The sequence below is a fragment of the Methanobrevibacter ruminantium genome (genome assembly GCF_016294135.1).
GTDB lineage: Archaea > Methanobacteriota > Methanobacteria > Methanobacteriales > Methanobacteriaceae > Methanobrevibacter > Methanobrevibacter ruminantium_A.
Genome location: NZ_JAEDCO010000004.1, coordinates 51,313 through 77,145 on the forward strand (window position 1 = coordinate 51,313; position 25,833 = coordinate 77,145).

The following is a 25,833-nucleotide window of genomic DNA, read 5'->3' on the forward strand; positions in this document are numbered from 1 at the left end:
AAACGGTGTTTTTATGGAAGAGGATCCAAGAGTGGCTAAAGCGGATGCAGAAGTCCAGAAATTGATTTCACAAAAGAGAATTAAGGATTCCGATGATAGGAAGGTATCCAGTGAAATCTTTGATAAGGCAACATTGCAAGTGCTTTATAAATTAGCTAATCAAGGTTATTTAGACGTTTTAAATGGTGCTATAAGCACTGGAAAGGAAGCTAATGTATTGAAGGGAATTAAGGATGATGGCTCTATTGTTGCTGTTAAGATTTATAGGATAGCCACTTCTGACTTTAAGAAAATGCAATATTATATTGCAGGAGACCCTCGTTTCAATGTCCGCTCAAGCAATAAAAGGCAACTCATAAACAATTGGGTAAATAAGGAATATAGGAATTTGACAAGGCTTAAGGATGCAGGCGTGAATGTTCCGGAAGCCATTACAAGCTTAAACAATGTTTTGATTATTGAATTCATTGGTGATGAGGATGGAAATCCTGCACCAACCGTGAAAAACTTGCCTCCACAAGATCCAAAGGATTTCTATGAAAAATTAGTGGATCAAATGGACAAGTTCATAAACAAGGCAAATTTGATTCATGGTGACTTATCAAGCTATAATATTCTGAATTTCGATGAAGAGCCAGTGATTATTGATGTTTCCCAATCTGTAGTGAAAGACCACATAATTGCTCGTGAACTGCTTGAAAGAGACATAAAAAACATCAGTTTTGAATTTAAAAAGATGGGTGTAGACACTTCCATTGAAGATTTAACCAATCGTTTAATAAAAGAATAATTTATTAAAACTTATCTTAACTTTCTTAGATGGGCTAATTGATAAATATTAGTTTTCAAATGCTCTTAGGAAACCTATTTTTTATTAATATTAAATAAATATTTTTAAGTTCCAATTAGGTTTCCATTTTGGGTGTTTTTTAATTTTAAATATCAATTCTATTAAAAGATTAATTTAACAAAATATTTATTAAATTTAATTGAAATATTTAATATATAATTGTGAATGAATTTATTAAAAAAATCAAAGAGGTGAATAAATTGCCGGAAACCGATTATCTTAGAGTTCCTGCAGATAGAGTAGGTGCTTTAATTGGAACAAAAGGAGAAACCAAACAATTAATTGAAAATGCAACCAATACTCATTTGGATATTGATAGTGAGGAATGCACTGTAGCTATTTATCCTAATGAAAATATGGAAGATCCTCTTGGTGTATGGAAAGCAAATCATATTGTAAAAGCTATTGCTCGTGGATTCAATCCTCGTGTAGCATTAAAATTAAATAAAGATGATACTTATTTGGAAATAATCAAATTGCCTTTGTATGTTGGAAAATCCAAAAAGGCTATGGCAAGATACAAAGGTAGGATAATTGGAAAAGATGGAAAAACCAGAGAAATAATCGTTGATATGGCTGAAGTGGATATGGCTATTTATGGAAAGACTGTTTCATTGATTGGTGAACTTCAAAATGTGATGGTTGCTAAGGAAGCAGTTGAAATGATTCTCAATGGATCAAGACATAAGTCTGTCTATGCATTTTTAGAAAATAAGAAGAATGAACGTAAAATGAAAGAGTTCAAGGAAGTTGTTGGAATTGAAAGAGATGAAATTCAATTCCGTGATGACTTAGATTAATAAACTTAGATTAGAAATTTTTTCTTTTACTTTTTTTATTTTTTTTATTTTTTTTATGCATTCAATCATATCTTGATTTTTTATTTTTTTATTTTTTTCTTTCTACTATTTTTCTATTTTTTCTATTTTTTGATTTCTTAAGTTTAAATCAATTTTATTTCTAAAGTTATTTCTAATATCTGTTTTCATTAATTTTATTTTTTGCAAATTGATATTGTTTTTATTTGTCCGAATCAATTTTCTTAATTAATTGTTATTTTTCATTAGAGATATATGTATGGTTTAATATTTTTAACAATATTTTTTGATGTGATGTAATTTAATTATATTTAGCTTAAATTTTTAGGCTATGTGAAGATTTTTTTATTAAAATTTTGATAGTAATTAAAAACTTTTATATACTTTCAACAACATATGTATATATAGTGATATATTTACTATATTTTTGACATACTTTTAAAATATTTTACTTATGGGGTTGTCTAAAATTTTAGTAATTTTTTCATTTTTGTATAAAAATTTTCCATAAAAATAATGTTTGTATATTTTTAATAAAATATTTATTAAATATATGCTATTTATGATTACATTACCATATAAAAAATCCTCATATGTTTTCTAAGGGAAATTTTTATGAAAATTTCAGTACTTTAAATAATTAAGTATTATTGATTAATTAATCTTTAATTATTTAATGTTTTAGTTTAATTAATTCCCATGTTAATTAAAAACTATGTAAAGGAGGTTTAATTTGTCTCAACAAGCGCAAGAACTCTTTGAGAATTTTGACCAATTAACTCCATCAGAGTTCTTTAGAAAAAATAAACAGATGTTAGGATTTTCTGGCAAAATCAGATCTTTAACCATTGTTTTTCACGAATTGATTACAAACAGTTTTGACGCTGCTGAAGAAGCAGGGATTTTGCCTGAAATTAGAATTGATTTGAAGCAACTCGGAAAAGAGCATTATCTTTTAAGACATTCAGATAATGGTCCAGGTATTCCTGAGGAATTTGTAACTCAAGTATACTGTCAGATGTTTGCAGGTTCCAAATTTAGAAACATCCAATCAAGAGGACAACAAGGTTTAGGTTGTAGTGGTTGTGTACTTTTATCCCAGATGACTACTGGTGAGTCCACTCATGTAATTTCCGGATGGAACGAGGATGGTGAGCTCAAAGGAGTTAAAATGGAATTTAAGATGGATGTAAAAAACAACGTTGGAGATATCATTAAAACTGAACATTTCACTCCAGAAAGCACTGGTGTTTGTATCCAACTTCATTTTAAAGAGGTGTCCTATTCATTAGCAGAACAAGGTGCATTTGAGTACATTCGTAGAACCATGATTGCTAACCCTCATGCAAAAATTACATTTAGGGATCCTAAAGGTCATAAATACATCTTTAAAAGAGCAGCAGAAATTGTTCCAGTCTTACCTAAAGAAGTATTGCCTCACCCTAAAGGTGTTACTGCAGATGACATTACTCACATTGCAAAAACCACTGATAAGAGAAACTTCAAAAGCATGTTAACTACCAATTTATCAAGAATGTCCTCCAAGAAGATCAAAGAGCTTCAGGACATCACTGGTATTGACATGAAAAAACGTCCAAAAAGCATGACTTGGGCTGAAGCAGAAGCTATTGTAGAAGCATTTGGAAAAATGAAATTCATGGCACCTCCTACTTCTGGTCTTATTCCTATTGGTGAAGAGCAAATCGAAAAAGGTATGAAATTAATATTGAAACCTGAATTCATCACTACAATTACAAGAGCTCCTGTTACCTATAAAGGTGGTGTAGCATTCATTGTAGAAGCGGGTATTGCTTATGGTGGAGATGCTGGTAGAATTGTAAATGAACAAAGAAAATCTGAAATCTTAAGATTTGCAAACAGAGTCCCATTGACTTTTGATGCAGGAAGCTGTGCTATTACAGAAGCATTGAAATCTATTGATTGGAGAAGATATGGTCTCAGAGACTTGGATAACACTCCACTCACCTTGTTTGTAAACATTATTTCCACTCAAGTTCCTTACTTATCCACTGGTAAGCAAAGTATTGCACCGGAACCTGAGATTGTTCATGAGATTAGACAAGCTACCATGAAAATAGCAAGAAAACTTCAAAGGCATATCAGATCCAAAAAAGCGGAAAAGGAAAAAGCTATGAGATCTAAAATATTTGAAGACTATGTTCCTGTTATCATTGAAGAGGCAGCATCACTTGCTGAAACTGGTGTTCCAGATTATAAACCAGTTCTTGCTAAAGTTACAAGAAGAGCATTAGCAGAATTGATGGGTGAAAAGGTTGAAGAAGAGATAGAAGAGGAAGACTACGTAGATTCATTACTTGAAGAGCTTGATGAATTCGGTCATGTTGTAGACAAGGAACATTCAAGCCGTAAGGACAGAGTTCAAGAATCTGATTTAGATGAAGCATTATTGGACGATGAGAAACTTAAAAAGAAAAAATCTAAAAAAACTGGACAGTCTACATTGTTTGACTCAGAAGACCAGGAGGAATGATTAGATGGCTGAAGAAACTACTACTCATAAACATACTCATAAAGAGCAAAGGAGACAATACACTTTCAATAAACTCAAAGCTTTCGGTCAAGAAATCATAGAGGATGTTGAAAAGGAAAAAGTACCTACCTTAAGAATTCCTTCTAGAGGTACTGGAAACATTGTTTACGACCCAGATAAACGTTATTACATTCTTGGAGACAGATTCGGTAAAAGATCTCTTGGAAATGTAAAGCAAATCAGAAAATTAGGACAAATGGTTTATGTTGCAAACTTCTGTAAGGATTTGGTATTGAGAGACAAAACTGCAACTATCAGGGAAATGTATTATATCTCTGAAGGTTGGGGTATTGAATTCAATAACCAACAGGAATCCAACATTGTTGGTGAGGACTTGGAAGTTGCATTAGGTGCTACTCGTGAAGATTTAGGATTAATGCCTGAGGAAGACGGTGCATCAGTTTATGGAGACATTACCTTGCTTGATGGTGATTTTGAAATCAATGCTGCAAGAGCAGGTAAATCCGGTTATACCATTTCACCAACCATTGACCAAGTTGAATTGTTGGATTGTGGCGCAGACTTTGTACTTGCAGTGGAAACCATGGGGATGTTCCATAGGTTAGTTCAAGAGGATGCTCATAACAGATTCAATTGTTTGATTGTAGGTCTTAAAGGTCAAGCAGCTCGTGCAACAAGAAGATTTATCAAAAGGGTTAATGAAGAATTAGGCCTTCCTGTATATATCTGTAACGACGGAGACCCTTGGGGATTCCACATTGGACAGGTAATTATATCCGGAAGTGCAAAGTTAGCTCACGTTAATCATGATTTGGCTACTCCTGATGCTAAGTTCTTAGGAGTAACTGCAAGTGATATCATTGAATATGATCTTCCAACAGACCCATTGAAAGATATCGATGTATTGAGATTGAAAGAGCTTTCAAAAGACCCAAGGTATCAAACTGAGTTCTGGCAAACCGAGATTAAGAAAATGCTTAAGATTGGTAAAAAAGCAGAACAGCAATCTTTCTCCAAATATGGTCTTGAATATGTAGTAGATACATATTTCCCAGAGAAATTAAGACAATTTGGACAATTATAATAAATTAGTTTTTTAATTAATTTATTTTTTCTTTTTTTATTCTTTTTATTTTCTTTAAATTTCTTTAAATTTCTTTAGATTAACTGTTTTCACTGATTTTTTTATTTATTATTGTCATTGTTATTATTGTTTATTTGGATTTTTACTATTTTTTTCAATATTTTCCAAAACCTTTATATACTAGAAAGTTCAACATTAGCATTAGGTATACCTCAATGGGTATATTTGGATATTTCAAAAAAAATTTTAAGGTGTTATTATGAAACAATGTATGGATTTAGATAATCTTCACAGAAGAATTAATAAAATTATCGGACAGTTAAACGCTATTGATCGTATGATTGAAGAAGATATTCCTTGTGAAAATATTTTAATGCAAGTAAATGCTTCTAAGTCTGCTTTACATAAAGTAGGCCATATTATAGTAGAAGGACATCTTGAACATTGTATTAGAAATGCAATTGAAGCAGGTGAAAGTGACGAAGCTATCAATGATGTTGCTACTATTTTAGAATATTATTCCAGAATATAATGGTTATTAGTACATTATATTTTTTTCAAAAAAAGGTATACCTATAAGGGTATACCTATATCTTAGTTCAAGTTTATGTTTTTGGTTAAATCAATTATAAAATTTCTTAAAAAAGGTTCATGATTTATTATTTAAAAGTGGAGGGATATAAATGGATATGTTTAAAGGTTTATCATGGGTTGTATTAATTTTAGTCTTTTATTTCTTTATCTTTTATCAATTATTTAGAATAATATATCGAAAGTTTAATGAATCAGATTTAGGATCAAAAATTCAATTCAAAAATTAGATGAAAAAATTATCAAATCAAGAGATAAAATTCAAAAATCAAATCAAAAGATATTCAAATCAAAAAACATGATTTTAATCAAATAAGGATGGATTTTATTTCAATAATTTTATTATTATTATTATTATTATTATTATTATTATTATTATTATTATTATTTTATCGCTCTTATTTCTCTCTTTTATTTCTTCTTTTTCTTTTTTAATTTTTAAATTTTTTATTTATTTTTAATTGTTTCTAAACTTATTTCATTTTGCTTTTACTTTTTTAATTTATAAATTTAAAAAATTTTTATTAATGATACAATTCAAAATTTATTTAAATAAACTTAATGAGGATGTTTATAATTTGGAGTGATTTTATGATTGATTTAGATGAATTAAGAGTGAAAATTGAGGATTTAACAAAGGATTATAAAGGTTTTAAATTTGAATATATCGACACAAGCACTATTGTGGTTGAGCCATGGACAAGATTAAAATGTCAATAGGGTGCCCTAACTACGGTAAAACACTTGTATGTCCACCTTATACTCCAAAAGCAGAGGAATTTATTGGTATGGTAAATTCATATGAAACTGCCATTTTATTTGAAATCAGTTTGGCTTCAATTGAAGATGATATTGGAGGAATCTCTAAAATATCAGTTGATATCGAGAATTGCTGTGCTCATTTTGGTTATTATAAGGTTTTTGGTATGGGTGCAGGTCCTTGTATGGTTTGCAATTCAAAGAGGAGGAATGTAATTTGAAGAAATGCAAGTATCCCGCTGAGGCCCGTCCATCTGGTGAAGCTTGTGGTGTTGACATTCATAAGACTATTGAAAATAATGGCTATGACATTCTAGGAATAGCTGAAGAAAACAATAGTTATTTCTGCTATGGCATAGTTTTATTAGAATAAAACAAAAGATATCACTTATTTTCTTGTTTTAAGCCATATTTTTTAGATTAAATATTAAATTATATATAGATTAAATAATAAAAATTAAATTATATATTTATTGAATTTAATGAGTTTATATAAATTTAATTTCATAAAGGAAGTTTAAAAATGAAATCTGTAGCTATTAATGGATTTGGAACTATAGGTAAAAGAGTGGCTGATGCTGTAGCTGCTCAAGATGATATGAAAATCATTGGTGTAAGTAAGACCAGGCCAAACTTTGAAGCAAGAACTGCTGTAGAAGAAAAAGGATATCCTTTATACATTGGAATTCCTGAAAGGGAAGGTCTCTTTAAAGAAGCAGGAATTGAAATAGCAGGTACTGTTGAAGACATGATTCAAGAAGCAGACATTGTAGTTGACTGTACTCCTGGAAACATCGGACCTCAAAACCTTGAAATGTATAAAAAAGCAGGTGTAAAAGCTATTTACCAAGGTGGAGAAGACCATGAATTAACTGGATTATCCTTCAACTCATTTTCTAACTATGATGATTCATATGGTGCAGACTATGCAAGAGTAGTGTCCTGTAACACTACCGGTTTAACCCGTACCTTACACACTCTTAATCCATTAGTTGACATTAAAAAAGTTCGTGCTGTAATGGTTAGAAGAGGATCTGACCCTTCTGAAATCAAAAAAGGCCCTATTAACGCTATTGTTCCTAACCCTCCAAAAGTGCCTTCTCACCATGGTCCTGATGTACAGACTGTAATGAAAGGCATCGACGTTACTACAATGGCTTTACTTGTACCTACCACTTTAATGCACCAACACAACCTAATGGTTGAAATTGGCAATGAAGTAACTAATGATGAAGTAATCGATGTACTTGAAAAACGTTCTAGAGTTATGGTGGTTGAAGCTGCTGCTGGCCTTGACTCAACTGCAGCACTTATGGAATATGCTAAAGATTTAGGAAGAAGCAGAAACGATTTATATGAGATTCCAGTATGGAAAGAATCCATTAACATTGTAGGCAATGAATTGTTCTACATGCAAGCAGTACACCAAGAATCTGATGTAGTGCCTGAAAACGTAGATGCTATCCGTGCAATGTTGGAAATGGAATCTGACAATGAAAAATCCATTGCTAAAACCAACAAAGCTATGGGAATTTTATAAATCAACATAATTTCAGATATGATTAATTAAATAGATTTTTCTATTTAATTTTCTTACTTTTTTTCTAAATCATAAAATTTTTAATTTCTATTTAATTTGTTTAATTTCTATTTAATTGGTTTAATTTCATTTTTTTATATTTTATCATTTTTTAATTCGTTGTGGTGTTTTTATGAAAGATAAGGTTATTTTTGGTCCAGCTGGAAAACCAATAGAATTCAATGGAAAAGCACATAAGTCTCCGGAATTTTTAGGGCCTTTAGGATTATATGCATTTGAATACCAGTCCACTTATGGTGTTAGAATTGGAGAATCCTCTGCACTTAAACTTAGGGAATCTGCAGAAGAGAATGGAGTTTTAATGTCTATGCATTGTCCTTATTATGTGAATGTCTGTTCTAAAGAGGAAGAAAAAATAGAAAGCACAATAGATAGATTGGCCCAATCTGCTAAAGTCGGAGAATTCATGGGAGCATATAGGCTTGTATTCCATCCCGGATTTTATTCAGGCAGAAAACCTGAAACCTGTATGGATTTAGCTAAAAAGACTTACACAAGACTCCTTGAAAGATGTGAAGAGGAAGGGATAGAAAACTTTACCTTTGCGCCGGAGACAACTGGAAAACGTTCTCAATTAGGAAACATTGATGAAATCATAGAAATGTGTGCCAGTTTTGACCACTTTGAGCCTACAATTGACTTTGCTCATGTTCATGCAAGGGGAAGAGGAATCTTAAATAAAAAAGAGGATTATAATTGCATATTTTCAAAACTTGAAGACAATCTGGACATTGATAGATTGCATTGTCATTTCACTACAATTGAGTATACTGACAAGGGTGAAAAGAAGCACCATACTTTAGCTGAAGATGATGAGTATGGTCCACACATTAAGGATTTGCTTTTGAATCTGATTGAAAACGATTGGAAAGCAACAATTATTTGTGAAACTCCATTAATTGACCAAGATGCCTTAAGAATGAAACAGCTTTATGACAGTCTAATTTAGATGATCTAACTTAATTACTTTATGAAAATATTTAAATAATGTTAAAAATATATTAAGTAATCTAAACATTCATAAAAAAATTTTAATTATTTTAAACATTTGATTTTGATGTGATAAATGTGAAATCTGAAAATAAAAGTTCAAGCAAAAAGAAATCAGAGGTTTCTATTAAAAATAGGGCTAGTTTCAGTGAGATTGAGACTCAGGTTCTTGTTTTGGAAACTGCAGGTTATCCTTTCAATTTTGGATTATTGGAAGGGCCTAATTTAGAGATATCTGATAAGGTTCTTTTTGAACAGTATGCTATAGATCAATGGAGTGGCACATCAGTTAGAACAGGTTCCTATCTTTTTGATCAAAAGATCATTCCAGATTTTGCTTTCAAAATCATAACTGCATATCCTGAAGACTCAGTTATCGGAGAAAACACTTCAATAGAAATTGTCATTCCAGATGTTGAAAAGCATGATTCAATAAAAAGAGTAAAATCCAATGTTTTCTTTGATGATGTTGTAGGTCAAGAGAATGCTAAAAAGAAATCAAAACTAATTTACAAGTATCTTCAAGACCCTGAGAAGTTTGGCAATTGGGCTCCTAGGAATGTTCTGTTCTATGGTCTTCCAGGAACTGGTAAAACCATGCTTGCAAAAGCATTGTCAAATGAATTGAACATCAACTTATTCTTGGTCAAGGCAACCTCATTAATTGGAGACCATGTCGGAGATGCAGCAAATAAGATTCATGATTTATATGAGACTGCATTGAAATCAGCCCCATCCTTGATTTTCATTGATGAAATTGATGCAATTGCATTGCATAGGTCATTCCAATCATTGAGAGGGGATGTTTCTGAAATTGTAAATTCCCTTTTAACTGAAATGGATGGAATAAATCCAAATGATGGTGTTGTAACAATTGCAGCTACCAATAACCCATCTTCAATTGACTTTGCAATCAGAAGTCGTTTTGAAGAGGAAATCGAATTCAAGCTTCCAAATGATGATGAAAGAAGAGAAATTTTTGAGTTGAATCTCAACACTTTCCCAATCGATTATGATTTGGATATTGAGAGATTAGTAAAGCTTTCCAAAAGAATGTCTGGCAGAGACATTAAGGAAAAAATATTGAAAACAGCTCTTCACAATGCAATTATAAACGATAAAGAAAAAGTAACAATGGATGATATTTATTTTGCATTGGATCTCAATAAATACAAAAAAGAAGAAATTAAAGGAATGTTTGAATAAAAAACATCCTTTCTTTATTTTTTATTAGTTTTTTAAATTTATTTATAAAACTCTTTTTTTAAGATTTAATTACTATTTTAAGACTTAATCTACTATTTTAATACTTTATATATTTAAGATTTATAAAATTATTTTTTTAAGGTTTTTAAGTTTCAGTCTCCTTTTAAAATCATTTCACATATTCTTATGTAGTCCTCTTCATTATTTTTTGCTGTTTTTCTGATGTTTTCAGAAATGTCATAAAATATTTTGTTGACTATGGACTGAGTCATCTTATCTATGGTTTTTATATCCTTCGCATCTATACTATTTAGTTTAACTATGCCTTTTTGGCTCTCACGTTGCCTTATCTCTTCCATAGACTCTCTTAAACTACCAAGTAATGAATTTATTTCAATTAAATTAAAGGATTCTTTAAGTAAATCAAACTCATTTTTGATTATCTTTTCTGCTTCGATAACCTCTTTCTCACGAAGCTTTTTATTTTTTTCTGCAATTCCCCTTAAGTCGTCGATGTTAAATAAGTCAATGCCTATTTCTTTCACATCCTCTTCAATGTCTCTTGGATTTGCAATATCAATGAAAACGATCTTTTTAGGTATTTTTTCATCAAATACTTTCAATAGCCTTGCTTTATTGATGATTGCATGAGGCGCTCCAGTGGAACTGATTACAAGATCTGCATTGAGTAACTTTTCTTCCAAGTTATCAAAGAGAATTGCTTCTCCATCAAGTTCCTCTGCCAGTTTAATAGCTTTGTAATAAGTTCTGTTTGCAACAAAAATAGCTTTCAAGTTCTTTTCAGCCAATGCCTTAGCAACAAGGGTTCCCATCTTTCCTGCACCAATAACAAGTACATTCTTATCTTGCAAATCTCCGAGATTTTCTTCTGCAAGATCAACAGCCGCTGAACCGATGGAAATTGACCCCTGATTGATTTTAGTCTTGTTTCTTACAACTTGACCAACATGGATTGCCTTTGTGAAAACGGCATCCAATTTCTTGCCGCAATGACCTTCCTTTTCACTTTTCCTTTTGGAATCCTTAACTTGCCCTAAGATTTGGTCTTCACCGATAATCAGGGATTCCAAACCGGAGGTCATTCTGAATAAATGCAAAACTGCTTCATCACTATATTGTATTATGACATATTTGTTTTCGCAGTCTAAGTCAAGTTCATTGTAATCATCGGTATAAAGGAAATACTCATATCTATTGCATGTATTGATTTCAATATATTCTTTAATGTCTATTTGTTCTTTTAAAGTGGAAAAGAGTTTTTTTAAGTCTTTTGATACCTTTTCCATAGTTTCTATATCTGCAAGAGTATGGTCTACACGTATATTGATTATCAATTTTGAGTCTCCTTTATTTTATGATAAGTCAGAGTTAATTATGATTTCTACAAGCCTTTTAGCTTCATCTAATTTGTTTTCCTTTAGGCAATTCTTAATTTTCTCATTGTTTAGAATACTCTCAAGATATTCCCTTCTCACCTTTTGGTCATCTACTTTTTCCTTAAGGATTTTTCTTGCATGATCTTGAAGCTTTATCTCAAGGATATCCTCTTCTGTAATGATTGATTGTATTTTCTTTCTAAGTTCTCTAGCCATTAAAGGACTTTGCCCATTTGTGTAAATGGATATCTCGATATCATCTATCAAGAAACTTGTAGGGGCTATTATATTTCCTTCATCAGGTTTGTCTGCTCTGTTAATTAATTTTCCTTGGCTGATGGATGCGATGTATTCGCATAGCTTTTCATCACCGCTTGCGGTAATCACTATGTCACTCCATTTAACCATTTCATCAAGGTCTTTTAAAGGTGTTAAAATAGCTCCTTTTTTAGTTAATTCCTCATCAATTGAATTTCCTGCCAATATCACATTGGCTCCTTTATCTAAAAAGCGATGTGCTCTTCTTGTAGCTACCTCTCCAGTGCCTAAAATAAAGACATTCTTGTTTTCCACTTCAAAGAAAAGAGAAGTTTTTCCCATATTATCACATCATTTTTTTTAGTTCAATTGATTTTGATTGGATAACATTAGATGAAAATGTTTATTTTTCTTCTAATTGTTTAAGTTTTAATAGTTTTACAGCCATTCTTAAGTCATTGTTACAGTCTGCAAGAACTTTTTCAGCTTCTGCTTCACTTATGTCAAAGGTTTGTGAAAGTGCAAATACTGCTTCATTTGAGGTAGGTGGTGTTCCTGCTGCTAAAATCACTTCAGACAATTCCTTTTTGAGATTCATATATTCGTCTTCGCTCATGCCTATTTGATTTAAGGTCATGTCTCTTAAAGGACAAGGTTTTGAAGTTTTACAACACCATACGAGTGATCCGAAACAGGTTGCAGGACCTTCGCCTAATCTAGTTTCTCTTGCAAATTTTTGTTTAATGTCTAAGAATTCTTGAGGAGTTAATCCAACTTCTTTTAAAGCTCCCATAATAGGGCAAGGTTTTACAGGAGGACAACAGAATGCGAGTCCTCTTACATCTCCTCCTCTACAAATATGTGACGGTGAATTTTCCCATGCCATAATTTTTCCTCTATTTGTAAATAATAAATATAAAATATTTTTAATTTTTTCATTAATGAATTTTTAATTATTGAATATGATATTAATAATTAATTAAATTAAAATTAATTAATTTAATAATTATTATAACATTAATAATTTTGTTTGTTTATATTAATATAAGTTTTTAATTATAATTGAAAATCTTTAAAAATAGTTGTATAATTTATGTTAACAAATTTTTAATTGTTATCTATAAAAAATAGTGGATTTATAAAAAATAATTTATTTATTTATAAAAAAGTAAATTAAATAATAAATTAAAAAAATAAAAAAAGAAAAGAAAAAGGATTAGTGATCCTTAATCATATCTGCTTTTTCTTCACCAGTTAATTCTGCAACGATTTCTTCTGGAGTTCCAGTACTGAGGAGTTTTCCTCCTCTCATTAAGCTTGCCTTGTCACAAACATCCAATACGAAATCCATATCGTGAGAAATAATTACAAAGGTTTGGTCCAATTCGTCTCTTGCCTTTAAGATGGAATTGGTTACGATGATTCTTGTAACTGGGTCCATAGTACCTGTTGGTTCATCCAATACGACAATGTTTGGTTCCTTGATTAACACTTGTGCAAGAGCTACTCTGTGTCTTTCTCCTCCACTTAACTCATCTTGCCATTTGGATAAGATGCTCATGGATTTTTCCTTTTCAAATCCTACAGTTTCAAGGATATGCGCTGCCTTGATTTTTGCAAATTCTGCAGGCAAGTTCAAACTGATAGCATCAGTCAAGTTACCTAAAATGTCTCTGTGAGGATATAATGAGTATTCTTGGTGTAATAAACCTAAGTATGGAGTTACACGGCCTCTGTTTAATGGACCTGGTTTTTTCATGTCAATCCAATCATCACCTAACTTGATTTCAAGTTCTCCAGCACTTGGTTCAGTCAAACCAATCATCATTCTGGTTAAGGTGGTTTTTCCGGATCCACTAAGTCCAACAATACCGTAGATTTCTCCTTGATTGATTGTTAAACTTACACCGTCTACAGCTTTAACCACTCCTCTTTCAATGGAATAGTAATGTTTCTTAATGTCTTTCACTCTAATTATCTCTTCGGTGTGCTCAACCTTTTCCACTTGTTCCGCTTGAGGTACGGTTTCAAGGAATTTTGGAACGATGACATCTGGGTGTCCATGTTCAATGATTTCCCCTTTATCTAACCATATTGCATCATCAGCTAATTGATTCATAACTTCTGGCCAGTGGGAAGTGATCACCATACTGATTCCTTCATCTTTTACGCCTTCAATCAAGGTTTGGTGAAGCTTTTCAGCAGTTTGTGGGTCTAATGTACCTGTTGGTTCGTCAGCTAAAAGCAACATTGGGTTTTTAGCCAATTGTCTTGCAAGTACAACTCTTTGCTTTTCTCCTCCACTTAAGTCACGAGCAATGTGAGTAACCCTGTGACTCATTTGAACCATTTCCAATAAGTCAATAGCGTTGTAAATATTCTCTTCTTCGTATCTGCCTTCGTCACCCATTGCATTCAATACGTTTTCAATTACGCTTTGTTCATCGTATAATGCAAAGTTTCTTTGAAGCATAATGGAAATTCTTCTTCTGATTGCAACCTTTTCCAATCTGTCAGCATTCCAGAAATCAATTTCCTTAGCTTTTAATTCAGCTCCACATTCTGGACATTTTTCGCCAGCCTTTGAAGCAGGTTCAACATGCAAGCATTTTTTATTTTCACAGATTGCTAAGTTAAAGAGTACTTGTCCACTGTCTGGAGCATATTCTTTAGTACCTCTTAGCATGTTGATTAAAACAGATTTTCCACTACCACTTCTACCGAGAATACCTAAGGTAGAACCTTCTTCTATTGTTAAGTTAATATCTTTAAGAACTGGTTCCCCATTAAATGACTTATTAATATTTTTTAAAGTTATGAAAGACATAAGCCCACCTTGATAATTAGTTGTAATTATAATTTTTAATTTTTTTAATTTATGTAATATATTAATCTTGATTTTATATCAAATATTAATCTATTAATTTATATGTTTATTATTTATAAACGATATTATTAATATAAATTTTGATATTTTTACATATTTTTTATTTTTTATATTTTAATTCATTAGCTTTTTTCCTTATGATTTGAACCGCATAATGGTGTTCCGCATTCAGGACATTTTATGTTTCTGCATGGAAATCCTCTAATCTTTGGTACTATATGTCCACAATTAGGACATTCGCATGCTTTTGATGGTCCTCTTCCACTTCCCGATCCTCCAAATGAACGTCTCTCATTCAAAGGATATTTTGAAGCTTCAGGTACATTGAAAATTTGAGGAGTTGATGATTTTTCCAAATCATTCTTGATTATTTCAATGTTTTGAGACTTGCAGTCAGGACAGTTTGTGTATTCCTTTTTGGGATTGTTCCATTGAAATCCACAATCCTTGCAGATGTATATCTTTTCTTCTGCTTGAAAGTTCTCATTGTTTATTTCAATCTTTTTGCCTTCAATCAATGACATAGCGGTCTTTTTTCTTGCAGAGTTAATGATTCTATGAAATGTTGGTTGTGATATTCCCATTAATTCTGCAGCCTCTTTTTGCTTTATATTGTGATAATCCCCTAATCTGATTGCTTCAAATTCATCAAGATTCATTTTAATGGTGTCTTGATCATTTTCCAAGACATCTCCATGCTTTAGGCAAGTGTAATCAGGCTTTTTCACAATTCTCCTTTCTATCTTTGGCCTAACCATTTATTCTCTCCTTAAAATTTCCTAATGGATTTATATTTTAATGAACCCTAAAACAAATTCATTATGAATATATATTTATTATGAATATATATTCATAACATTTAATATATAGTTTGTCTTTTGGAATATGGGAAATGATTAAAAATAGGTGAAATAAAAAGTAGATTATGATTTAAAATAGATTAAGAAATAGATTAAGAAATAGATTAAGAAATAGATTTAAAAAAGTAACACTAATTAAATTTCAATTTCATTCAAATCAAAATTTAATTTTCCACTAATGGTGGCTCTAGCTATTGAAATTCCATTTGCTCCAGCATTTAACATTTTTTCTGTTTGTGCAATGGAATTGATTGAATTGTTTCCAATTATGAAAATATTGGTGTTAGCTGCTATTTGTTTTATCAAATCAAAATCAGCATCTCTGACGCCTTTTTTCATAGCATCAATATGCAAGTAGTCTACTCCACATTCCTCCGCCAATTTTGCTATTTCAAGGTTGTCAACACCTTCGACATTAGCTCTCATTTTCATTGAAACTTTTGATTCTGATTTTTTAACAACTTCTTTTATGTAATCTTCCAAGTCTGATCTGAGTAGCATGCTTTGTCCACAGCCAACTGCAACAAGCTCTTCCTGTCTGCAATGACAGTTGATTTCAATTATGTCGAGATTTGGTATTTTGCTGATTTCAATCAGTGGATCTGGAGTGGTTCCTCTCAAGTTTGCACTGACTGTTACATCAAAACTATCTTTAATTGTGTTAACTTCATTTTCAATTACCTCATAGATTTCTTCTTTAGGGTAATTGAACTCTTTCCTGCCTCTGGCTATAATCTTTTCACAAGCGTCTATTGACTCATTGTCAGTATTGTATCCTCCGATAGTGACTGTGTCAAATCCATATGGAATGAGTTTAATTGCAAATTCTGCATTTGTTATTCCTGCCATTGGTGCAAGTACTTTAATGTTAACACGTCCTTAAGTTTTGATAATTTTAATTATTCTAATTATTCAATATTCTAATAATTGTAATCATTCATAAAAATAGTTTAAAAAAGATAATAAAAATAAAAAAGGAAATAAAAAGAAAAGTTAATTAAGTGAAAATAAGATTTTATTTAAAGCTCTTCGATTACATGAATCCAATCTTTATTATTTCCTGCACGAATTATTTCAAGTCCGATGTCAGCCATATATGCTGCATCTTCCATATTGTCTGCTCTACCGATACCTGCTTTGAGGCCGATTCCAATTTCTTCATCAATCTCTTTGAGAATTTGGGTAAGGTCATCTTCACTTAATCCATTACATGGGGACATGAAGTTGTCTCCACCAATGAAGAATAATAATGCACCTTTTTCTCTAAGTTTAGTCATTAAGTAATGTTGTGCTTTGTTTACCATAAAGCTTGTATCAAAAGCAGATTCAATATCAGTTAAAGTTTCAGTAACACTGTTGATATCAATGTGTGCAGCTTGCACGAAACTGTCTTCTGGGTTTTCAATTAAATTGTTGATTGCTAGTATTTCTTTTCTTCCAGAAGATTGAGCTCCACCTTCTTTTTGAAGTGCAATGGTTGCTAATCTTTGAGCTTCGTGTGCAGTTTCTGCTGCTCCTACACCCATACTGATTGTAATTGGGTATCTGTTTCTAATAGATCTTTGAATTCTCATGTGGTCTTCTTCGTTAAGACCATTTGTGACTGCAAGTAAATTATCAAATCTTGTAAAGAAAACTAAACCTTTTTTAGCAGCTATTAATCTTTGCACATCTGCAAAAAGTTCTGCTTGTAAAATTTGAAGGTCAGATTCTGTACGTGGTCTTGGAGTTACTGTCCATGGACCATAATTATCGATTTGTATCAAAGTCATTTGTATCATATATTTTCACCTAATGTTACTATAATTAGTTATAACTAAATTAGTATTTAAACTTTAAGCATTTAATTAATGATTTTTTTAATAATTTTTTATATTTAATAATTTTTTATAGTTTCTTATTAACCAATAATTTTCAATGATTTTAAATAATTTTTAAATATTTTAAACAATTTTTTATAATTTTAAATAATTTTTATTCCAAAACCACTTTTGCAAGATTGATTTTATCTTCAATTGTTTTCATGAAAGTGTTGGTTACGATTACATTTGGAATAATCTCTTCAATCTCTTCTTTGAACTCTTCATCTTGGTTATCAATCACCAATGTGTTTAGGAATGATTTATAAAGTTCGGCGACTCCTTTGGAAGATGTTTCATAGCCAAATGCATTCATGAATTGTCCTGCAGGTCCGCTAAATGCGGATTTTCCTACAAATGGTGAAATTGCAATAACCTCTTTTTCCTTAAGGGCATCTTCAACGCCATCTATTGAAATGATTGGTCTGATTGAAGTGATTGGGTTTGATGGTCCAAAAATCACCTTATCAGATTTTTCTATTGATTCAATAAGTTTTGGGCTAGGGCTCACATGAGCGTATTTCACTTCAAGAACTTCACAGTTGCACTGGTATTTGATCAAAAAGTCATGGAACTCAATTTCACCATGCTCCTTGGTGACAATGCTTATTTCAGATTCCTCATCACTCATTGGAATTATGTTTGCCTTAATGCCAAGTTTATCCTTTTGGAGTTCCACAATGTCTGATAATGTCCAACCTTCATCTAGCAAAATAGCCTTTTGAAGCTTGGTTGCCCTATCCTTGTCTCCTAATCTGAGCAATTCGGTAGTTCCCATTTCAATTAGCTGTTCTCTAACTATGTATGTATCCCCTTTGATTCCGTACCAGAATTCCTCATCTATCATATCTGCAAAGGTATACATCACTGTATCAATATCCGCTGCAATATAACCTCTGGACATATATAAGTTTTCCACAGTATTGACTACAACGGTAATTTCTTCTTCAGGATAAATTTCCTTTATTCCTTGAATTAATTTTGGAGTTCCTGTGCCTCCAGAAAAAATAGTTATCATGATTTCCACTCTTTTTATTTAGTTGTGATAGGATCTTTAATTTTTTTAATTATTATTGATTATTATCAATTGTAATTTATTAATTGTTAATTTAATAAAATAGATTTTTTTAAAATTTTAACTTTAAAATTCTTCCTTTAATGGGCCTCCACATTTAGGGCATGGAGTTTTCTCAGAAATTACTAATGACATTTTACTATTGCAGTTAGGACAATTGTTGTTTTCAAGAATATTTCTTCTATCCTTGTAAAATGTCTTTTTAAAATCAAAAAACAGTATTTTAAATGCTTTTTCATTATTAGGATTTTTTGAAATTTCTTTAGTTAGTATTTTTTCAATCTCTTCTTGAGTGAAAAGCTCATTGTCTTCAGGAACATAGGTTTTAATTAATTCATTGCAATCTGGACAGTAGTTTTCATAAAGGAAACCGGAAATTAATGATTTAGTCATCTTGTCTGAATTTTCCTTATTGTGACTATCTTCAATAAGTTCTAAATGAATACTCTCATCTTTTTCATATTTTCCATCTTTCTCATCTTTTTTATCTTCAGAATAGAAATTTAAGATGGATTCCAAATCATCTAAATTAGTATCTAAATAGAATATTAGATTCTTATCTAAAAATGAAAAATCACAGTTGTCACATTTGAAATTAATCTCAACCATATTCAACACTCAAAAGGAATAAAATCTTATTATATAAGTTGTAATTGTTTTATCTATTTTCTAAATACATCAAATTCTTTAGGTCTAAGCAATGGCTTGATTCCAGTTTCAGTGTCTCTGAGATGGTTAAATGCATCAAATCCTCTAATCAATACGATAGGGATTCCTTCATTTGCTTGACCCATCAATAAGGATGCCGCTGCTGCAAGCTCATCTGCAGTTGCAACTTCAGTTGTTTCAAGGGCTCTGCCGAATAGGTCTTCTTCACCGATTCTTACCCAGAGAGGATTGATTCCAGAGCAGCCAATAGCTGTTCCAATTGCACCAACTCTAAATGCTCTTCCTTGAGTATCTGTAATGATTACAGCAATTTCCTTATCTGTTTTTTCTTCCAAGTACTCTCTTATTTCCTTAGCGGATTGGTCAGGATTCTTAGGCATTGGGGTTGCTAAACCTTCTTCCACATTGGATTCATCAATTCCTGAGTTTGCACAAACAAATCCATGTTTGGTTTCAGTTACAATGAAATTAGGTCCGACTGCAACGATTTCATTTGATTCCTGTAAAATCGCTTCAACAAGTTTCGGGTCCTTTTTGCATTTTTCTGCAATTTTCCTTGTCTCTTCGCTAGGCTCCAATTCATCGATTTTAATATAGTTGCCTTCAGCCTTTGAAATCAATGTTTCAGCAATAAGCAAAATATCTCCATCTTCAAGAGTGAGATTTTCCTTTTCCAAATCCTCTTCGATAATCTTAGCTATATTATCTCCTTTCTTAACTAAAGGAATTTCTTTTAATCCACATAATTTTAAAGTCATAATTAAATTTTATATTAATAAAATATAAAAAACTATTGATATTTGTAGAGTTCTATTTTTCGATGGTTTTAATTAAAAATTAAAAATAATGCTTTATTTTTTTAAAAAATTAACAATATGCTTTTATATTAAAAATAATAAATTTATAATTAATATGATTAATAATCATTTTTAGTATTAACTATTAAATTGTTATTAATTTATTTTATTGGTTATTAATTTTTAATTAAATTCTTTAGAGGATATTATGATTATAGAAAGTCTTATTAATGGATTTGACATGATTATGGAGATGCTCCAAAGTGGAGGAGTTATCACTTATATAATTCTTTTGCTTGGTATCTATGGTCTGTTAATATCTATAAGAAAGATATTTTACCTTAGAAAAATAAGTAAAATTGATGCTACAGAGATTATGGGGACAATTACCTCTTCTATGGAACAAGGTGGAGCTATTGAAGCATTAAAAAATATCAGTCACTATAAGAACCCTGTTTCAAGAATCATGTCTGAAGCATTGAAAATCGGTTATAAAAACAAGATAGAAGTGGAAGAGAGTATGGAGCAAATTTTCATTGTCGAGCTCTCAAAAATGACCAATGGTATTAGTGCATTAAAAACCATTATCGAGCTTGCTCCTTTCTTAGGATTGATTGGTACTGTATTAGGTATTTGGATGACCTTTAAGAACTTAGGTGTAAATCCGGATGCTGCAGCTATGGCAGAAGGTATTTATATTGCTCTTATCACCACTATTGCAGGTTTAACTGTAGCTATTGTTCTTATGCCTTTATACACTTATATCAAAGGTTTAATTGATGCAGAAATGGATAAGATTGAATTAGCTACTAAAATGACTAATTGGAGTTATGCTGTAATTAAAATCAGAGTTTATGAAAAATTGCCTTGTGTAGTTGAAGCACTTCAGGAAGCAGAAGGTATTGTTAGCGTAAAGGAAATCTCTGACCCTTATTCAAATATTCAAATCTCATTTAAGCCAAGTATGCTTGAAAAGAGTATTAGTAACATCATATTGGAGAAATGTGATGTAAAATCTGAAATTACTGAAAGTAAATTAAGACAATAATCAAGGAGCTGTTAAATTGGCAATTGACATTAAGCATCATAAGGAAAAGATGAATCGGGATGAACCTGAAATCAAGCTAGTTCCTTTTATTGACATTTTATTTACTTTGCTTATCTTTTTAGTGGTGACCAGTACTTTCGGTGCTGCATCTGTTACTGGTGATGACACTGGAACAGGCACTGGAAAGCCAAATATGACTGACACCACTGGAGATTCAGAATATTATCTGCTGCCGGTTGCAGGACTTCAGAAAGTTGTTGTAAATGGAGTAGATATGTCTTCTGAGATAAGAGGAAATGCTATCGGTGTTCATGCAAGAGTGCTTGACCAAGGTGATGTTCAGATTAAAACGAGCGAGCATGCGATATATATTCAAGCGCCTTCTGGAATGAGCCCTCAAGAGGTGGTTCATAGTCCAGAATGATTTTAAATTTTATTTAATTATTTTTTATTTTATTATTTTATTTTCCATATTTTTGATATTTTTAAAAAATATGGCCTTTTTATTTTTTATTTTATAAATTTTTAAATTTTATAGTTAATTTGGGGTAAAACAATGTATTTAGGTAGAATTATTTCAGCAGGAAAAACAGAAGACGGAAAACCATATGTTGCTTACAGAGTTTCAAGCAGATCTTTTCCAAACAGACAAGTAAAGGTTCTTGAAGATGAAGCAGCTATCATTCCAAAGGAAGGATTTGAAACTGATATTTTCAAAAACTCTTATATCGCTTACGATTGTGTAAAAACAGTAGGTGACATTGCAATCATTTCAAACGGTTCCCAAACCAATCCTATTGCAGATAAGATAGCTATTGGAATGAACATTAGGGATGCAATGGCATATTCATTAATCACTATGGATTATGAAAAGGATGATTACAACACTCCAAGAATTGCTGCAGTAGTTAAAGGAAATGAAGATGATTTTGAAGCTTATATTGGTATTGTAACTGACAGTAAAATCTTAGTTGAAAAAATAGAAGATGGTAAAGCTCAATTCATTTCCACTTATGAGAAAAACACTCCTGAAGATGTTGTTTTTGCTGCAGAAACTCCTGATGATGCATGTAAGTTTATTTTCGATGAAGGTGCATTTGCTGAATTTGAAAATCCCGTATCTTCAGTAGCAGCAATATTTGATGGAAAATGGAAAATTGCTGGTTTCAATCCAGAATAAATCCCCAAGCTTTTTAGCCTTCGGCTAAAAACCTTGACCAAAATTCTTTCCAATTTATTTATGTAAATTGGATTTTTTATTTTTTGTACTTTTTTTCATTGAAATTTTTTTTTAACTTATTCTAATTTTTCAGCCTCTTCGGCTTCTTTTATTTTCTGGACTGTTCCCCAACTTCTTCTAACGAAATCTGGCATTTCATCATATTTGAATTTCTTCAAGAAGTTTTTGGTTTTTGGATCGCTTGGATAACCTGAACCGATTCCATCTCTGTCCTTGGTGGATCTGATGTACTGCTTATTTATTTCTTCAATAATCATGTCCCTTTTTGTTTTTGCAATGATTGAAGCTGCTCCAACTGCAAGATAGTTATCATCTGCCTTATGTTCTGCAATGACTTCACAGCTATGGCCTACATATTCTTCCATTTCTTCCTGAAGTCTTCCTTCCTTTACATCCAAAGCATCTATGATGATTCTATCTGCTCGAAGAGTATTTATGATTTTTTTCATAGCTAATTTTTCTATTTGATTAAGATTTATTCCTTTTGCTCTTAAAGTGTCAATATCCTTTGCAGTAATTACCACTGTTTCATAATCGAACATTTTAGTTAACTTACGATATAGTACTGCTCTTCTGTTAGGAGTTAATCTTTTAGAATCTTTTACGCCCATTCTTTCAATGATCTTTTCTTTTTTCTCAGGTATTACAATACCTGCCATAACCATAGGGCCTAAAACAGGGCCTCTTCCAGCTTCATCTAATCCTAGTGTATCCATATTATTAAATCCAGTTTCATTATTTAAATAGTTTAGTTTTTATAATTAGTTTATTTTTATAATTAGTTTAATTTTTTAATTAGTTTAGTTTTTATAAAAATAAGATTTATTAAAGTTTAAAGGAAGTAATTTTGATGGTGTGATTATTTGGTGTTTAAAAGGAATATTATGGATTGTAAAGACAATCCATAGTATTATACGTATTATAACGCTTGAAATTGTTTAAATTTATTTCATAGCTTTTAAACGTACTTCCGGTTCTAAAGCTAATGGTTCAGCAGCTACGATTGCAGTTCCTTTTGCGACTACAGTCATAGGGTCATCAGAAATTTGAATCGGAATGTCTGTTTCGTCGAAAATTCTTTCTTTAAGACCTCTTAATCTGGAACTTCCACCTACTGCTACAGTATTTTTGTAAACACCCATCATCAATTCCGCTGGTAATCTTTCTAATATGATGTTTAATCCGCCAACAACTGCTTGGATGATTGGTTCTACTGCATCTGCAACTAACATTGAATCAATTACAACTTTTTTAGGTCTGTTAGTTTCTAAGGATTTACCAATAACTTCATAGCTTAAGTTTTCAAATTCTTCACTGCAATGGATCATTCCAATTTCCATTTTTGCAGCTTCTGCATCGTGAATGCTGATTGCAACGTTGTATTTTTCTGCAACCAATTCTACGATTCTATTATCAATGTCGTCTCCACCGACTCTTACGGTTTCAATATCGTTGATTCCACCAAGGGAAATAACTACTAAATCAGTAGATCCTGCACCAATGTCAATTACCATGGTTCCATTTGGTTCTGCAATAGGTAATCCAGCACCAATAGCTGCAGCTAAACCTTCACTGACTACTAAAACGTATTCAGCACCAGCTTTTCTACCTATTTCTTCAGCAGCATTCTTTTCTACTTCAGAAGAGTCTCCAGGAATTCCAATAACAATTCTTCCTACAGTTTCTCCTTCGTTAATACCAATTTCCATAGCTCTTATGAGTAATGCTTGTGCTTGTGCAACGTTTTCGATTACTCCTTTTTTAAGTGGTCTTACTGCAACAATGTCTTCTGGAGTTCTGCCTAACATTTTTTTAGCTTCTTCTCCAACAGCAAGCACTGCAGAAGGATCATCTTTTTTAACAGCAACTACAGAAGGAATTTGGTATAAGTCAAATTTATCTCCTGATGGTTTTGCGATTACGGTGTTTAAGGTACCTAAGTCAATACCTAAACTATTTTTAACAACTCTGGTTGGTTCAATTTCAATAGCGTCTTCATTTCCGAAAATACTCAAAGTTATTCCTCCATTGATAAAATAAAATTAAATTATTTATAAATTTTTCTATAATTATTTAATAAATCATTTAATTGATTTTATTGTTTTATTAATTAATTCACATTTTGAATTGATTATCGAATTAATTATTCATTAATTATATAATACAATCAAAAATTAATTAATTAATGTTTATAGTTTATAACAATAATTATTTATAATTTTTATTAATAATAAGTTTTTGTATATAATTATGAAAAAAATTTAATAATATATAATAATAGTCAGAAAAATGAGTTTTTTAAATAGTGATGGCTTTAAAAAGCTAAATTTATTCTTGGGTTTTGTCTTCTTCTGGAGTTTCTATGGTGTTGTCTGGATTGTTGTTATCTTCAGTCTTGTTTTCTTCTTGCGGATTTGCCTTATCTTTTTCTGTAACCTCAAATATTCTTTGATTTTCCTTATCTTGGATTGTCTTATTTAAGTCAATTCCGAATAAGCTGTTGTTTTGACTGATTTCCTTCACATGCTCAATATCATTTTCATCAATTACAGAAACCAAGATTGCAGATAAAACTACATCGCTCATATCAAGTATTGGTGTTACAGTATTTCTTAAAAAGGAAGGCAATTTAAATCTTGTATTGAGTTCCGCCTTAATGAAACTGCTTGTATGATCTTCTGCTAAAATGTTTATTTTTGCATTTTGCCTGTTGGTTTTACCATTAAATGATTTCATGGACTCTTCAGGACCTACTATTACCAACAAATTAGGCATTTCATTAATGTGCACATTAGTTATCTCTACAGATGCTCCCCCTTTCTCATTGCATCTATTTCTAAGTTCACTGATTTTCAGTGTTTCTCCTTTTAGCATTATGCAGTCAAATCTTTTTGAAGTGTACTTGTCTAAAATCTTAATTGATTCCCTAAATAAAATTTGAACTCTATCCTTAGCTGTGATTGCTTGGTATGCTATATCATCAACTAACTTTTCATTACCTGCGATGACACACCATACGTGTTCATTATTCTCTCTAGAGGAAACCTTTGCAGCTCTTCTGAGAATTTGTATTCTGTCTTCAATCATATGATCACTTAATAGAGTTTAAATTAATTTTCGAATCAATTTTCATTTTATATATTCATAAAATCATGATTTTCTTATTACTTTTTTCACTTAAAACCAAGAATTTTAATACTATACGATTTTAATATATCTCATTATTATAATATAAAATTTTGTTTTTAAATGATTATTTTTTTTATTTTTTTTAAAAAAAATTAAATATAAGGTAATAAAATATATTAAATA

General features: G+C 31.2%; 27 protein-coding genes. 14 read left to right on the plus strand and 13 right to left on the minus strand.

What is annotated here, in order from left to right; translation table 11 throughout:
* Window positions 1-13: 13 nt before the first annotated feature.
* From VW161_RS02180 to VW161_RS02230, 11 genes are all read left to right on the plus strand, one after another.
* Window positions 14-790 carry a serine protein kinase RIO gene (locus VW161_RS02180; RefSeq protein WP_304086938.1) on the plus strand — a complete coding sequence of 259 codons (777 nt, stop codon included), beginning with the start codon at window positions 14-16 and terminating at the stop codon, window positions 788-790.
* Between the two features lie 260 nt (window positions 791-1,050).
* Window positions 1,051-1,650: a KH domain-containing protein gene (locus VW161_RS02185; RefSeq protein ID WP_295605401.1), complete on the plus strand. Its 600-nt coding sequence runs from the start codon at window positions 1,051-1,053 to the stop codon at window positions 1,648-1,650.
* 751 nt (window positions 1,651-2,401) lie between these two features.
* Entirely contained in the window at window positions 2,402-4,180 is a 1,779-nt protein-coding gene (gene top6B / locus VW161_RS02190) for a DNA topoisomerase VI subunit B (protein ID WP_304092733.1), read from the plus strand.
* A gap of 4 nt (window positions 4,181-4,184) precedes the next feature.
* Complete coding sequence (locus tag VW161_RS02195; protein WP_304086930.1) at window positions 4,185-5,285, plus strand: DNA topoisomerase IV subunit A; 1,101 nt, start codon at window positions 4,185-4,187, stop codon at window positions 5,283-5,285.
* A 259-nt stretch (window positions 5,286-5,544) separates the two neighbouring features.
* Entirely contained in the window at window positions 5,545-5,817 is a 273-nt protein-coding gene (locus VW161_RS02200) for a metal-sensing transcriptional repressor (RefSeq protein ID WP_304086928.1), read from the plus strand.
* A gap of 650 nt (window positions 5,818-6,467) precedes the next feature.
* Window positions 6,468-6,596 (plus strand): hypothetical protein, encoded by a 129-nt coding sequence (locus tag VW161_RS02205; RefSeq protein WP_304162553.1) that lies wholly within the window; start codon window positions 6,468-6,470, stop codon window positions 6,594-6,596.
* A complete protein-coding gene (locus VW161_RS02210) occupies window positions 6,572-6,856 on the plus strand; it encodes a DUF2284 domain-containing protein (protein ID WP_304162551.1) in 285 nt (94 codons plus the stop codon). The genes VW161_RS02205 and VW161_RS02210 overlap by 25 nt, the downstream gene beginning before the upstream one ends.
* On the plus strand, window positions 6,853-7,008 hold the full coding sequence (locus VW161_RS02215; protein ID WP_325192680.1) for a DUF2284 domain-containing protein: 156 nt from the start codon (window positions 6,853-6,855) through the stop codon (window positions 7,006-7,008). The genes VW161_RS02210 and VW161_RS02215 overlap by 4 nt, the downstream gene beginning before the upstream one ends.
* 150 nt (window positions 7,009-7,158) lie before the next feature.
* Window positions 7,159-8,175, plus strand: a complete 1,017-nt coding sequence (locus VW161_RS02220) for a phosphorylating glyceraldehyde-3-phosphate dehydrogenase (RefSeq protein ID WP_304105643.1) — start codon at window positions 7,159-7,161, stop codon at window positions 8,173-8,175.
* A gap of 172 nt (window positions 8,176-8,347) precedes the next feature.
* Window positions 8,348-9,184 carry a TIM barrel protein gene (locus VW161_RS02225; protein ID WP_304105641.1) on the plus strand — a complete coding sequence of 279 codons (837 nt, stop codon included), beginning with the start codon at window positions 8,348-8,350 and terminating at the stop codon, window positions 9,182-9,184.
* A 119-nt stretch (window positions 9,185-9,303) separates the two neighbouring features.
* Window positions 9,304-10,431, plus strand: a complete 1,128-nt coding sequence (locus VW161_RS02230) for an AAA family ATPase (protein WP_439778529.1) — start codon at window positions 9,304-9,306, stop codon at window positions 10,429-10,431.
* A gap of 152 nt (window positions 10,432-10,583) precedes the next feature.
* On the opposite strand, the gene hemA is transcribed toward VW161_RS02230, so the two are convergent.
* The 10 genes from hemA to VW161_RS02280 all read right to left on the minus strand — a co-directional run bounded on the left by hemA (window position 10,584) and on the right by VW161_RS02280 (window position 20,194).
* A complete protein-coding gene (gene hemA / locus VW161_RS02235) occupies window positions 10,584-11,786 on the minus strand; it encodes a glutamyl-tRNA reductase (protein ID WP_304092735.1) in 1,203 nt (400 codons plus the stop codon).
* A gap of 18 nt (window positions 11,787-11,804) precedes the next feature.
* Window positions 11,805-12,428, minus strand: coding sequence for a precorrin-2 dehydrogenase/sirohydrochlorin ferrochelatase family protein (locus VW161_RS02240; protein ID WP_304086914.1), 624 nt, complete (start codon window positions 12,426-12,428; stop codon window positions 11,805-11,807).
* Between the two features lie 61 nt (window positions 12,429-12,489).
* The gene (locus VW161_RS02245) at window positions 12,490-12,972 is read right to left on the minus strand and encodes a methanogenesis marker 9 domain-containing protein (RefSeq protein WP_298537502.1); all 483 of its coding nucleotides are present in this window, start codon (window positions 12,970-12,972) and stop codon (window positions 12,490-12,492) included.
* Window positions 12,973-13,302: 330 nt separating this feature from the next.
* On the minus strand, window positions 13,303-14,913 hold the full coding sequence (atwA, locus tag VW161_RS02250; RefSeq protein ID WP_304088886.1) for a methyl coenzyme M reductase system, component A2: 1,611 nt from the start codon (window positions 14,911-14,913) through the stop codon (window positions 13,303-13,305).
* Window positions 14,914-15,095: 182 nt separating this feature from the next.
* Entirely contained in the window at window positions 15,096-15,731 is a 636-nt protein-coding gene (locus VW161_RS02255; protein WP_304088883.1) for a DUF134 domain-containing protein, read from the minus strand.
* Window positions 15,732-15,968: 237 nt separating this feature from the next.
* Window positions 15,969-16,682, minus strand: a complete 714-nt coding sequence (locus tag VW161_RS02260) for an MJ0144 family RNA dihydrouridine synthase-like protein (RefSeq protein ID WP_304088881.1) — start codon at window positions 16,680-16,682, stop codon at window positions 15,969-15,971.
* Between the two features lie 170 nt (window positions 16,683-16,852).
* The gene (locus VW161_RS02265; RefSeq protein WP_298537511.1) at window positions 16,853-17,614 is read right to left on the minus strand and encodes a GTP cyclohydrolase III; all 762 of its coding nucleotides are present in this window, start codon (window positions 17,612-17,614) and stop codon (window positions 16,853-16,855) included.
* 193 nt (window positions 17,615-17,807) lie between these two features.
* Window positions 17,808-18,710, minus strand: coding sequence for a 2-phospho-L-lactate transferase (gene cofD / locus VW161_RS02270; protein ID WP_325192681.1), 903 nt, complete (start codon window positions 18,708-18,710; stop codon window positions 17,808-17,810).
* Window positions 18,711-18,833: 123 nt separating this feature from the next.
* Window positions 18,834-19,376 carry a hypothetical protein gene (locus VW161_RS02275; RefSeq protein ID WP_304088872.1) on the minus strand — a complete coding sequence of 181 codons (543 nt, stop codon included), beginning with the start codon at window positions 19,374-19,376 and terminating at the stop codon, window positions 18,834-18,836.
* A gap of 53 nt (window positions 19,377-19,429) precedes the next feature.
* Window positions 19,430-20,194 carry a coenzyme F420-0:L-glutamate ligase gene (locus VW161_RS02280; RefSeq protein WP_304162535.1) on the minus strand — a complete coding sequence of 255 codons (765 nt, stop codon included), beginning with the start codon at window positions 20,192-20,194 and terminating at the stop codon, window positions 19,430-19,432.
* 247 nt (window positions 20,195-20,441) lie between these two features.
* Here VW161_RS02280 and VW161_RS02285 point away from each other — a divergent pair, with 247 nt between their 5' ends.
* The 3 genes from VW161_RS02285 to VW161_RS02295 all read left to right on the plus strand — a co-directional run bounded on the left by VW161_RS02285 (window position 20,442) and on the right by VW161_RS02295 (window position 22,461).
* Window positions 20,442-21,281, plus strand: a complete 840-nt coding sequence (locus VW161_RS02285; RefSeq protein ID WP_304092745.1) for a MotA/TolQ/ExbB proton channel family protein — start codon at window positions 20,442-20,444, stop codon at window positions 21,279-21,281.
* A 16-nt stretch (window positions 21,282-21,297) separates the two neighbouring features.
* A complete protein-coding gene (locus tag VW161_RS02290; RefSeq protein ID WP_304088864.1) occupies window positions 21,298-21,705 on the plus strand; it encodes an ExbD/TolR family protein in 408 nt (135 codons plus the stop codon).
* Between the two features lie 132 nt (window positions 21,706-21,837).
* On the plus strand, window positions 21,838-22,461 hold the full coding sequence (locus tag VW161_RS02295; RefSeq protein ID WP_304088861.1) for an IMP cyclohydrolase: 624 nt from the start codon (window positions 21,838-21,840) through the stop codon (window positions 22,459-22,461).
* A gap of 116 nt (window positions 22,462-22,577) precedes the next feature.
* On the opposite strand, the gene rnhB is transcribed toward VW161_RS02295, so the two are convergent.
* The 3 genes from rnhB to VW161_RS02310 all read right to left on the minus strand — a co-directional run bounded on the left by rnhB (window position 22,578) and on the right by VW161_RS02310 (window position 25,608).
* A complete protein-coding gene (rnhB, locus tag VW161_RS02300; protein WP_298537531.1) occupies window positions 22,578-23,237 on the minus strand; it encodes a ribonuclease HII in 660 nt (219 codons plus the stop codon).
* A gap of 228 nt (window positions 23,238-23,465) precedes the next feature.
* On the minus strand, window positions 23,466-24,536 hold the full coding sequence (locus tag VW161_RS02305) for a rod shape-determining protein (protein WP_304135283.1): 1,071 nt from the start codon (window positions 24,534-24,536) through the stop codon (window positions 23,466-23,468).
* 313 nt (window positions 24,537-24,849) lie between these two features.
* The gene (locus tag VW161_RS02310) at window positions 24,850-25,608 is read right to left on the minus strand and encodes a hypothetical protein (RefSeq protein ID WP_304092748.1); all 759 of its coding nucleotides are present in this window, start codon (window positions 25,606-25,608) and stop codon (window positions 24,850-24,852) included.
* Window positions 25,609-25,833 lie beyond the last annotated feature (225 nt).